Origin of the sequence: Roseobacter cerasinus, assembly GCF_009811755.1 — a bacterium.
Lineage (GTDB): Bacteria > Pseudomonadota > Alphaproteobacteria > Rhodobacterales > Rhodobacteraceae > Roseobacter > Roseobacter cerasinus.
The window spans coordinates 218,809-230,103 of the sequence record NZ_BLIV01000003.1; the positions used below are offsets into that span (position 1 = coordinate 218,809).

Annotated in this window: 10 protein-coding genes and 1 pseudogene; 5 read left to right on the forward strand and 6 right to left on the reverse strand. The window is 57.7% G+C overall.

Features of this window, described 5'->3' with window-relative positions:
- Positions 1–56: 56 nt before the first annotated feature.
- Together So717_RS08600 and So717_RS08605 are read left to right on the forward strand one after the other, a co-directional pair.
- A complete protein-coding gene (locus So717_RS08600) occupies positions 57–737 on the forward strand; it encodes a TRAP transporter small permease (protein ID WP_159976086.1) in 681 nt (226 codons plus the stop codon).
- Positions 738–740: 3 nt separating this feature from the next.
- On the forward strand, positions 741–2,120 hold the full coding sequence (locus tag So717_RS08605; RefSeq protein ID WP_159976089.1) for a TRAP transporter large permease: 1,380 nt from the start codon (positions 741–743) through the stop codon (positions 2,118–2,120).
- A gap of 62 nt (positions 2,121–2,182) precedes the next feature.
- On the opposite strand, the gene tpiA is transcribed toward So717_RS08605, so the two are convergent.
- A complete protein-coding gene (gene tpiA, locus So717_RS08610) occupies positions 2,183–2,929 on the reverse strand; it encodes a triose-phosphate isomerase (protein WP_159976092.1) in 747 nt (248 codons plus the stop codon).
- Positions 2,930–3,062: 133 nt separating this feature from the next.
- On the opposite strand from tpiA, the gene So717_RS08615 reads away from it, so the two are divergent.
- Positions 3,063–3,959: an isopenicillin N synthase family dioxygenase gene (locus So717_RS08615; protein WP_159976095.1), complete on the forward strand. Its 897-nt coding sequence runs from the start codon at positions 3,063–3,065 to the stop codon at positions 3,957–3,959.
- Here the strand turns inward: So717_RS08615 and So717_RS08620 are convergent, their stop codons facing one another.
- The 4 genes from So717_RS08620 to So717_RS08635 form a co-directional block, all read right to left on the reverse strand.
- The gene (locus So717_RS08620; protein ID WP_159976097.1) at positions 3,960–4,304 is read right to left on the reverse strand and encodes a HesB/IscA family protein; all 345 of its coding nucleotides are present in this window, start codon (positions 4,302–4,304) and stop codon (positions 3,960–3,962) included. It abuts the gene before it with no gap.
- 24 nt (positions 4,305–4,328) lie between these two features.
- Positions 4,329–4,895, reverse strand: a complete 567-nt coding sequence (locus tag So717_RS08625) for a sugar O-acetyltransferase (protein ID WP_159976100.1) — start codon at positions 4,893–4,895, stop codon at positions 4,329–4,331.
- A 6-nt stretch (positions 4,896–4,901) separates the two neighbouring features.
- Positions 4,902–5,264, reverse strand: a complete 363-nt coding sequence (locus tag So717_RS08630; protein WP_159976103.1) for an SUF system Fe-S cluster assembly protein — start codon at positions 5,262–5,264, stop codon at positions 4,902–4,904.
- 108 nt (positions 5,265–5,372) lie between these two features.
- Positions 5,373–6,215: a hypothetical protein gene (locus So717_RS08635; protein WP_159976105.1), complete on the reverse strand. Its 843-nt coding sequence runs from the start codon at positions 6,213–6,215 to the stop codon at positions 5,373–5,375.
- A 392-nt stretch (positions 6,216–6,607) separates the two neighbouring features.
- Between So717_RS08635 and So717_RS08640 the strand changes: the two genes are divergently transcribed.
- Positions 6,608–8,932 (forward strand): FG-GAP-like repeat-containing protein, encoded by a 2,325-nt coding sequence (locus So717_RS08640; protein WP_159976108.1) that lies wholly within the window; start codon positions 6,608–6,610, stop codon positions 8,930–8,932.
- 339 nt (positions 8,933–9,271) lie between these two features.
- A pseudogene (locus So717_RS08645) lies at positions 9,272–9,817 on the forward strand (tyrosine-type recombinase/integrase); the annotation flags it as partial.
- Here the strand turns inward: So717_RS08645 and So717_RS08650 are convergent.
- On the reverse strand, positions 9,780–11,294 hold the full coding sequence (locus So717_RS08650; protein WP_238840830.1) for an aldehyde dehydrogenase (NADP(+)): 1,515 nt from the start codon (positions 11,292–11,294) through the stop codon (positions 9,780–9,782). The pseudogene So717_RS08645 and the gene So717_RS08650 sit on opposite strands and share 38 nt — an antisense overlap.
- Position 11,295 lies beyond the last annotated feature (1 nt).

The following is an 11,295-nucleotide window of genomic DNA, read 5'->3' on the forward strand; positions in this document are numbered from 1 at the left end:
CTGTCGTCCGGCCCCGATGTGCGGGCCGGACGATCTGTATTTCGGGGAGGGGGCGCATGTCGCAGTCCTACGAAGCAGAGACGCTGCTGGGGCGGATCGTGAATGAGATCGAGGAGACGGCGATTGCGCTGATCCTCGGGCTGATGACCATTCTGACCTTCATCAATGTGGTGCTGCGTTACGGTTTCAACACCGGCATCATCTGGGGGCTGGAGGCGGTCACCTTCCTCTTTGCCTGGCTGGTGCTTTTTGGGGTGAGCTATGCGGTCAAGGTCACGGCGCATCTGGGTGTGGATGCGGTGATCAACCTCTTTTCTCTGCCGCTGCGACGGGTCTTTGCGTTGCTGGCGGCGGCGGTCTGTCTGGCCTATGCGGCGCTGGTGTTGAAAGGCGCCTGGGACTATTGGGCGCCCTTTGCGGGCCTTGATGCGACCTCGGGGCGGTGGTTCCCCACGGGGTTTGAGAACAGCCGCGATCAGGCCTGGTACGAAGTGGTCGATATGCCCATGCCCGAATGGCTGCGCTGGATCGAGCCGGTGTTTAACCAGGGCGAGGAATATGAGAAAATCCCGCGATTCATTCCTTATGCGATGCTGCCTTTTGGCATGGCGCTGCTGCTTTTTCGCTTTGTTCAGGCAACCTGGCGGATCTGGCGTGGTGATCAGACAAGTTTGATCGTGAGCCATGAGGCGGAAGATGCGATTGAAGACGTCAAGCACTTGAACGCGGAGCGCTAAGCCATGGAAGTTGCAATTCTTTTCACCATGGTCATTGGCCTGATGCTGATTGGTGTGCCGATTGCGGTGAGCCTTGGCATGTCGTCGATCATCTTCTTGCTGATGCTCAGCGACACCTCGCTCGCCTCCATTGCGCAGACGCTGTTTCAGGCGATGGCGGGGCATTATACGCTGCTGGCCATCCCGTTCTTTATTCTGGCGTCGAGCTTCATGTCCACAGGGGGCGTGGCCAAGCGGATCATCCGCTTTTCCATTGCACTTGTGGGGCATTTCCCCGGTGGGCTCGCGATTGCGGGGGTTTTTGCCTGTATGCTGTTTGCGGCGCTCTCCGGGTCGTCTCCCGCGACTGTGGTTGCCATCGGCTCCATCGTGATCGCGGGCATGCGGCAGGTGGGCTACACCAAGGATTTCGCCGCCGGGGTGATCGCGAACGCAGGGACCTTGGGCATTCTCATCCCGCCGTCGATTGTGATGGTGGTTTATGCCTCCGCCACGGATGTGTCCGTGGGGCGGATGTTCCTGGCGGGGGTGATCCCGGGGTTGTTGGCGGGGACCATGTTGATGGTCACCATCTATGTCATTGCGAAAATGCGCGATCTGCCGAAGGGTGAATGGCTGGGCTGGGGCGAAGTCTTTGAGAGCGGGCGCGAGGCGGGCTGGGGCCTGTTCCTCATCGTGATCATTCTGGGCGGCATCTATGGGGGCATCTTCACACCTACCGAGGCGGCGGCTGTGGCGGCGGTTTATGCGTTTTTGATTGCGGCCTTTGTCTATCGCGACATGGGGCCTTTGCATGTGAAAGGCGAGGGGAGCCGTAACCTGACGCTGATGGGCAAGCCCATTGCGCTGCTGACTGTGTTTTTTCACCGCGACACGCGCGATACGCTGTTTGAGGCGGGCAAGCTGACGGTCACGCTGATGTTCATCATCGCCAATGCGCTGATCCTGAAACATGTGCTGACGGATGAGCAGATCCCGCAGCATATCGCCAGCGCCATGCTGGATGCGGGTTTTGGCCCGGTGGTGTTCCTGATCATCGTGAATGTGATTTTGCTGATCGGCGGGCAGTTCATGGAGCCGTCAGGGTTATTGGTGATTGTGGCGCCTTTGGTCTTTCCCATTGCCATCGAGCTGGGGATCGACCCCATTCATCTGGGCATCATCATGGTGGTGAACATGGAAATCGGGATGATCACGCCGCCGGTGGGATTGAATCTCTTTGTGACCTCGGGCGTGGCCAATATGCCAATGATGAAGGTAGTAAGGGCGGCGCTGCCGTTCACGGCTGTGCTTTTTGTTTTCCTGATCATGGTGACTTATATTCCGGCCATCAGCACTTGGCTGCCGACGATGGTTATGGGACCGGAGATCATTATCAAATGAGGGTGGGGGCGCTGCCCCCGCGCTGCGCGCTCCCCCGGGATATTTTGGGCCAGAAGAAGGCGTTAGCTTGCAGCGAGTGCCTCAATGATTGGGGAGAAGTCTTCGGCCTTCAGGCTGGCACCGCCCACCAGCGCACCATCGACATTGTCGAGGGCAAAGATTTTGGCAGCATTGCCCGGTTTCACCGAGCCGCCATAAAGCAGGCGGATGTTGTCGGCATCCGCGCCGAAACGGGCGCGTAGCTCGATGCGCATCAGGCCATGCACCTCTGCGATCTGCTCCATTGTCGGGATTTTGCCCGTGCCGATGGCCCAGATCGGTTCATAGGCGATCACCAGAGTTTTGCCGCTGCTGCCGTCGGGCACGGATCTTGCGAGCTGGGATGTGATTACATCAAGTGCGTCACCGGCTTCGCGCTGCTCAAGGCTTTCGCCGATGCAGACGATGGCGGTGAGACCTGCAGCCTGCGCGGCCTGCGCCTTGGCAGCGACCTGGACGTCCGTTTCGCCATAGGCCTCGCGTCGTTCGGAGTGGCCGACAATCACATGGGTGGCGCCGATCTCGGCGATCATGGCGGCGGAATGGTCACCGGTGAAGGCGCCACTTTCCTTGGCGTGGCAATCCTGTGCGCCAATGAAAATCGGGTTGCTGGCGCTATTCTGGAGCGCATGAGTGAGCAGCGGTGCGGGTGGGCAGAGGAGCACGTCGCAGGGGCATTCGGGGTGCTTCAGTTTCAGCGCGCCGATCATGTCGAGCGCGGAGACCGAGCCGTTCATCTTCCAGTTGCCTGCTGCCAGTTTGCGCCGCATATGATCCTCCTGAAGGTGATTTTTTCTGTTGGTAGCAGGGGTGGACGGTGTCGGCAATTGGCCTGAGACTTGCGGGATGACGTGTTGCGTGGCATCCGGGTGTCGGATTGGTCGGTGTTGGAGGAGGTGGCCCGTGATCCCCAGACTGGATGCCAAGGCCCTTATCCGCGGCGATGCGGCTCCTCTGAGACAGCTTGAGCAAGCCGCAACCGAGATCGGGTTCTTCTCTGTAACCAACACTGCGATCTCTGCTCAGAGGGCGCAAGCCGTTCTGGCGATGTATCGTGCGTTTTTTCAATTGCCAGAGGCCGACAAGGCGCAGGTGGATATGGCGCGGACCGGCGCCAACCGGGGCTGGGGTGCGTCCGGATCCGAGCAGGTCGATCCAGCCGCCAATCCCGATTTCAAGCAATTCTATGACAGCGGGTTCGAGGTTCCGGGCAGTGATCTGTCTGTCTATGCGCCAAACCGCTGGCCGGAAGCGCCCGCAGGCTTTCGGACGGAGGTCGAGAGTTACTATCGGGACGCCTGCGCCGTGGCGATGCAGGTGCTGCGCGCCATCGCTTGTGCGATTGGCGCACCTGCGGACTACTTTGACGCTGCATTCGACAGGCCGATGGCGCTTCTGCGTGGGAACTACTATCCGGCGCGTCCGGAGGGGGCCACGGCGCGCGATTTTGGTATTGCCACGCACACCGACTACGGATGCCTGACGCTGCTGGCCACGGATGGCTCACCGGGGCTGGAAGTCCGCAAGCGCGGCGGAGGTTGGATTCCGGCAGCCGCGCCGCCCGGCGACTTCATGATCAACTTCGGCGAAATGATGGAGATGTGGACGGGCGGGCGTGTGCGCGCGACGCCGCATCGGGTGATCGGCACCGAGGATGAGCGTCTGTCGGTGCCGCTGTTCTTCAATCCATCTTACGACACGAATGTTGCCCCGATGGGATCAGGCGACGTGATCAGCGCCGGGGATCATTTGACGCAGAGGTTCAACGAAACTTATGTCCATCTGCAAAAGCAGGGATGATCAGCCAAACTTGATCGACTCGCCGCAGCCGCAGGCTTCGGTCACGTTTGGGTTGCGAAACTTGAACCCACTTTCGAGCAACGAAGTTTCATAGTCGATTTCGGTGCCAAAAAGGAACATCTGCGCCATGGGTGCAATCATCACGCGCGCGCCGTCTTGTTCGACGACTTCGTCGTTGGGGTCGGTCTCTTCGACATATTCCATCGTGTATTCCATGCCTGCGCAGCCGCCTTTTTTGACGCCAATGCGCAGCCCCGCATGACCCGCCGAGGTCATCAGTTTACTCACCTGTGCGGCGGCCTTGGGTGTCAATGTGACAGCTTGCTTGCCGGGAATACCAAACATAACAGCGCTCCTTTGATGAGTAATTTAGTCAGTCTTGGGCGTGGGGACAAGCGGCCGCGCGGGATTTCCCGCCACTGTTGTTCTGGCAGGGACGTCGCGCGTGACAATTGCGCCTGCACCCACCACCGCGTCATCTCCGATCGTGACACCCGGCAGGATCATGGCGCCGCCACCGATCCAGACATTGCGGCCGATCTCGATCGCACGTCCAAACTCCAGCCCCGCATCGCGTGTTTCGGCGTCTCGCGGATGATCAGCAGTCAGGATCTGCACCATCGGGCCGATTTGAGTCTTGTCGCCAATACGGATCGGGCAGACATCGAGCAGCACACAGCCGTAGTTGAAAAACACATCCTCGCCGAGATGGATGTTGTAGCCGTAGTCGACGTAGAAGGGCGCCCGGATCGCACATCCACCCCCCATGGTCCCGAGCCATTGATCCAGAATATCTTTGCGGTCGTCACTGTCTGATACAATTGTGGCGTTATAGCGACGCTGCAACGCTTGGCTCGCGGCACGGTCACGCACCAGTTGGGGGTCGCCGGGGCGATAGAGTTGCCCGGCGATCATCTTGCCTTTTTCGGTGGTCATGTGGCCTTACATGAAGCCCAGTTCGAGCCGCGCCTCATCGGACATCATGTCCATGCCCCAAGGCGGCTCCCAGACAAGTTCGACGTTCACCTGCTTCACGCCGGGCAGGGGCTCCACCGCATCGGCGACCCAGCCGGGCATTTCACCTGCCACCGGACAACCTGGCGCGGTCAGCGACATCTTGATCGCCACTTCATTTTCATCACTGATGTCAATGGTATAGATCAAGCCCAACTCGTAGATATTGACGGGTATTTCGGGGTCGTAGACTGTCCGACAGGCTTCGACGATCGGCTCGTAAAGCGGGTGATCAGTCGAGGAAGGTGCGATCAGCGGCGCGCCTTCAAGCTGTTCGGATGCGTTGGTCATCGAGGGCCTCTCTCGTTTTCTTACTGTTTAGATAGGATTTGTTGTGGGTCGAGTAAAGAGCCGCTGCACGACGCGAGGTTTTGACCCATGTAGCGCGACCGGGTTTTTTCAGTGAATGACACCAAGTTTTGCAGCAAACGGTTTTTGACGATCTGATGGCTGCGATGTTCGAACAACATTTAAACGGTTATTGAATGGCGTTCGAAGTTTTTGACTGTCTCGGGCTTTTTGAGCAGGTATGGCCCCGTAAGAGCGTAGCCAGCACATCAACTCCTCCGCCATTGTCCGAACAGATCCATCGACACCACCTAGCAATGGATGCTTTTTGCTCTCCAATGGTGGTGGTGGGGTGCCATCAGGCGGAGCCACAGCTACGGAGTAGAACGGCGTTCCAAAAATAAACAAGGCAATGCAACCACGATCCTTGCAGCGACGCCAATAGCAGTCTTCGTGCCCGGCATTGCGCAAAGCCGAGTAGCCCGATGCTTGGTTGATCTTGGCGTCAAAGTGACCCACACCTTCCTTGTTTCTGATAGTCTTCAGCACGTCGAAACGTGTAAGGCCAAACGTCTCCGACCGATAGATTTCTTCCTTCAACCAGTCAGTCGCCGACAGTTTCGGCATAGCATCGTCGATTACCCGTGGCGCAGTAAACACGGCCATTTTTTTGACGGGATCAAGGCATAAGTGGAGTAAGGGGGCACCATGTATTCCACCGTTCCCCGCGCAAGACGGGATATGCGCCCGGTCTGTCAAACCCAGCGTATCAATCAAACTGGTCTGATTTCGCCTGTGAGTGATTGCTATGAGCCAAATCTCTCCGGTCATTCGTTTTGCAAGCCGCCACCTGCCTGCGAGGTCGAATGGATCACTCTCATCATAGCTGCGAGCATCACTTTCTAGGTTGGTTACGGCATCGTTGAATGCTTGCAGGGTACGTTTGTCGGCCACTATTCACTCACCCAAATCCGCTTGCAGGTCATGCCCTATCGTCCTTCCTGTCGCTTTGCCTGGTTGGGGGGAATGTCGACCAACACTCCAATGAAGCTACAGAAAGTCGGATAGCGTAAGTGTGATATCCGCGTCAAACTCAAGCGCTCTAATCTCTGTCGCACTAATAACCGGCTTCGATTTCCGCAGGCTTCGTTCGTTCATCTGCCCGGTGCCGGATTTCGCCTTTGACCAGTCGAGATGACCACGCACAATTTGCGCATATCCACGTGAACCGCCAAAAAGGACCCAATTCGACCGATGCCGCCCTGGACATTAAAGGCGGCGAAGCGCAGAAAACGGACATTGCAAAACTGCAAAGTTTGAGCTGCTACTGAGACGGTCTCGCCTATGTGGAGGGTGGCGCGTTCTTCCGGGTGCTGGTGCCGCCGGGCCACTATCGTGTGCGCTTCGCTGCGGGCACGCGAAGTTTCGTCGACGGGTCAGGTGTGCTTCAAACCGTTCAGCACAGCACCCGTATTGATGACATCGCCAAAGCGCGCATCCTCAATGAGGCGGCGCAACTCTATGACACGATCTTCGACCGGGCGATGGATTTTACCGAGGTCGAGCAATTGGTTCGCTTTGTGCAAGACGGTCAACTCGACATGCACGCCCTGGCGAGCGATTTGCTGGCCAGCGATGAATTTCAGGTCCGAAACGGCACAATGCTGGATGTCGAGCTTATCACGCTCTTCTACCGGAATTCTTATGATCGCAAAGTCAGCCTGTTCGAATTGGATACGCGGCTGACAGGCCTCGGCAATGGATCCGTGAGCGCTGCGGAACTGGCCGTCGAAATAGCGCGCTCGGCAGAACATACCTTTGAAGGGAACACGCAGAACAGCACCAATAACTATGATGTGTTCCTCAACGGGGTTCAATTTGACCGATCCATGGACCTTGATGAGGTCCGCGATCAGATTGGCGATATCATCCGAGTCGCGCATGGCCGCAGGGCCAGCAACGCTGAACTGGATCTCTATGACGACTATCTGATTGGCGGTACTCATTCCGTTCAGGATGTTGCTTACTTGATATGGACCCAGCAAACCGCGTTTCCCGACGAACCCGATTCCACCTTGGGGCTCAGCCAAAGTGCCTTTATCGACAGGGTTTTTGTGAATGCCTTTGGTCGCGCGCCAACAGCGCAAGAGCATAGTACCTGGGCAACCCATCTGAACAATGGGACGATCACGGGCCTGCAAATGCTGGTCGCAGTCGCCAATTCCTTTGACGTGAGCTCAATCGATTTCGATGCTTCGGAAAGCGCCGCGCTCTTTGCAGGAAACTGGTCAATAACCTCTCCCGCGACGGGAGGGCAGGTTCACAATGGGAACTTCGGAGACTTTGACAAGCACGTCGGCGACGTGAATGGAGACGGGCTTGCCGATGCGGTCTGGACCAAATCAGATCTGAATGGCCTGCAGATCTTCACGTCGATTGGCAATGGTGACGGAACTTATCAAGACGCGGTGGGCAACGTGGTCCATACCGGAGCCTTTGGAAATTTTGCCTCCCATATCGACGACGTGAACGGCGACGGCTTCGATGACACGATCTGGTCGATTTCCAATCTGGGAGGTCTCCAGGTCTGGGTGTCATTTTCCGACGGCGACGGCAGCTTTGGGACTGCCATCAGTTCCCAGCCCAGTGCGTCGCGTTTTGGCACATTTGATCGCTTGATCGCCGACATTAATGGAGACAACAAAACCGATGTCCTGTGGACCAAAGTGGGCAATGGGATTCAGGTTTATTCCGCTCTCGGAAAAGGGGATGGGACATTCCACGCCGCAACCGGGCAAGTGGTTCATTCCGGTAATTTCGGGGACTTCGAGGCGCACACCGCTGACGTCAATGGGGATGGGCAAGTCGATCTTGTCTACACCAAGGCGGACCTGACGGGTTTGCAGGTCTACACCGCTCTTGGCACAAGCTCGGGCAGTTTCCAGCAAGCCACCGGTACGAACATCAGTACGGGCGCTTTTGATGACAGATTCGAGGAGGTTATGAGTGATGTGAACGGGGATGGCTTCGATGACGCAATCTTCATGCATTCAAACGGCAACGGGTTTCAGGTCTATGTTGGCCTGAGCAACGGCGACGGCACTTTTGCGCAAGCCCAGGGCACAGTAACACTTCCCGAGAACACCGGTAGCTGGGACAACTATCAAAAGCTCTCGGCGGACTTCAATGCAGACGGGTTCGATGACGCGGTCTGGATGGGAGCATTCAGTAGCGGGCTCTACCGGGTTATAGCTTTCTCACACGGTGACGGAACATTCTCGGAGGCTGTCGGCGGTTCCGTATCGCAAGCCGAATACGACCACACGATTTACTATGCGACACATGCAGATGACGTGAACGGGGACAGCATCGACGATCTGATCTGGAGTACGAATGTCGATGGCCTGCACGTTTACAGCACGATCACACAGGAAATTTATAACACGGAGGCGGACACTTTTGTCTTCAATGGCGGCCAAGGTGAGCAGAGTTTCTTTGGCTACGAAGACGGTCTCGACACAATTGCGTTTTCCGGTGATGTAACGTGGGGCGACCTCACGCTCACACATAGCCAAAACAACGTGCGCATTGACATAGGCGGCACAACCGACAGCCTCACCATTGTCGGTGCCGGGATCACCCTGACCGAGGAAGACTTCCTCTTCGTGTGACACCGATACGGAGAGCAACAACCGAAGTCTGATCCCAACGGACCAGGTTGTCAGCAAACAAGAAAGTCAGGCAGCCCGTCTTTGCTGTGGCGCTCCTGAATGACTGGTTCCCTCGCTGCGCAGCGGCACTTCGCCCCGCGCAACAGCAGCAGACATCATGCCGCGAGCGCACGCGGTACAAAATCAGAACTTCCGCTGTGGGCTCTGAGCCGCCCAATGCTTGCGCGGGAACGACCAAGATCCGGCATCTTTGACACCGGCCCTTCGATCAAACTGTAGAATCGGCAAGTCAGCGCGGTGCTGATGATTGGGTGCGGAGGGAGGATCGGAGGGCATATCATGCCAAGAGTCCAACTTCCCGCGACCACCCCGAAACGCAAAGCCTGGAACAAGAGGCGGATCATCGGTCAAAAACGGCCCTTGCTGCCAAAGCAGGTCTGGGCGATCCGGGCGCGGCTCGAACTGGCAGGTTATCTACGCGATCTGTCGCTGTTCAACGTCGCCATCGACAGCAAGCTGCGCGGCTGTGATCTCGTCAAGTTGACTGTTTCTGACCTGGTAAAAGATGACCGCGTGCGAGAACGCGTTTCGGTGATCCAGAGCAAGACCAAGCGGCCGGTCCAGTTTGAACTTACGGAAAACACATGTGAAACCGTCTTTGTCTGGGTAAAATCACCCGAGATGTTTGCGTGTCGGTTTATGTTCCCCAGCCGCTTCCATGATCGGCCACACATCTCAACCCGCCAATATGGTCGGTTGGTGCGTGATTGGGTCACAGCGATTGGGCTAGAGCCAAGTGGATACGGTACTCACTCGCTTCGCCGAACCAAAACACGTTCTATCCAGGTCACCTTAAATCGGTTGGCAGCAGTGTCTCTGGTAGTCCTTGATAACAAACGGGTCGTAAAAAGCGCCGGATCGCCAAGGTGCCAACGGAGGTTGCTCCAAAGTTTGTGCTCGCCGGATAGGGGCCGCCGTGGACCATTGCGTCGCAAACTTCGACACCCGTTGGAAACCCGTTGGCGAGCACGCGCCCAGCTTTGCGCTCAAAAATCGCCAGGAGCGTCTTTGCAAGGTAGGTGTCGGCATCCTGCAGATGCAGGCTGTAAGTCAATTGCCCTTCTATAGACCGTGCGACGGCGAGCATTTCGTCGAAATCTTGTGCCACAACGATGAGACCCAGCGGGCCGAAGACCTCGTCGTGTAACTCGGCCTTTGCCAAAAAGTCCCTTGCCGGTGTGACAAAGAGGTATGGTGTGGCAGTGCGCAGATCATCAGTTGATGCCTCCTCTAGGCCCCCACCCAAAGCGGCGGCGACCCGGTTGCGCCCGTCACGATAGGCGAGCGCGATCTCTTTGGTGAGCATAGCTTGAGCTCCTACATTCTCGACAGCTTCGGCTGCCGCCTTTTGGAAGGTGTCCGCCGCTTCGCCACCGATCACGACGACAACCCCGGGATTGGTGCAGAATTGTCCCGCTCCAAGGGTGAGGGAGCCGACCCAGCCTGCTGCGATCTCGCCCGCGCGTTTCTCAAGCGCGTCGGGTAAAAGGAACATTGGATTTACGGATCCCAACTCGCCGTAAAACGGGATTGGCCCGGACCGAGAGGTGCAGAGATCAAAGAGCGCGCGCCCGCCGCGTAACGACCCCGTAAAGCCCACGGCTCTTACAAGGGGGTGCTGCACCAAGGCTGCGCCAATTTCGTTGCCGCCCTCTTGGATTTGGCTAAACACACCGGGATGTAAACCACAAATCGCCCGCGCGGCATCAATGGCTTGGGCGACAAGGTCCGACACACCAGGATGCGCAGAATGTCCGCGCACCACGACGGGGCAGCCAGCGGACAAGGCGGCGGCGGTGTCACCGCCTGCAGTTGAAAAGGCCAGGGGAAAATTCGAGGCACCAAATATGACAACTGGGCCGATGGGCCGTTGCATCACGCGCAGGTCCGGGCGCGGCAAGGGCGCGCGGTCGGGGAGGGCCGCGTTATTACGCCGGTCGAGATACTCCCCTGTCTCAATGTGGTCGGCAAAGAGGCGGAGTTGCCCGGTGGTGCGTCCCCGCTCACCCTGCAGACGCGCCTCCGGCAAGCCGGTTTCCTTGACGCCTTGGGCGGTGATCGCGTCACCGCGCGCCTCAATCTCATCCGCGATGGCCCGCAGAAAGGCCGCCCGATCGGACTGACTGGAATAGCCATAAGACCAAAACGCCTCTTCTGCGGCAATGCAGGCCGCGCTAGCCATTTCGGGTGTACCAGCTGAGAATGTATCGGCTGGCCCTTCGACCGGCTCGTTTTCGAAGCTTTCGGTATGGCCGACCCATTCGCCAGCAATCAGGTGTTTTCCCTTGAGCGTCGGCTTTATC

Excerpts from the sequence above, each read along its gene's own strand:
- So717_RS08600 (WP_159976086.1), top strand. The coding sequence starts at position 57 with ATGTCGCAGTCCTACGAAGCAGAGACGCTGCTGGGGCGGATCGTGAAT.
- So717_RS08605 (WP_159976089.1), top strand. The coding sequence starts at position 741 with ATGGAAGTTGCAATTCTTTTCACCATGGTCATTGGCCTGATGCTGATT.
- tpiA (WP_159976092.1), bottom strand. The coding sequence starts at position 2,929 with ATGCGGCGCAAACTGGCAGCAGGCAACTGGAAGATGAACGGCTCGGTC.
- So717_RS08620 (WP_159976097.1), bottom strand. The coding sequence starts at position 4,304 with ATGTTTGGTATTCCCGGCAAGCAAGCTGTCACATTGACACCCAAGGCC.
- So717_RS08625 (WP_159976100.1), bottom strand. The coding sequence starts at position 4,895 with ATGACCACCGAAAAAGGCAAGATGATCGCCGGGCAACTCTATCGCCCC.
- So717_RS08630 (WP_159976103.1), bottom strand. The coding sequence starts at position 5,264 with ATGACCAACGCATCCGAACAGCTTGAAGGCGCGCCGCTGATCGCACCT.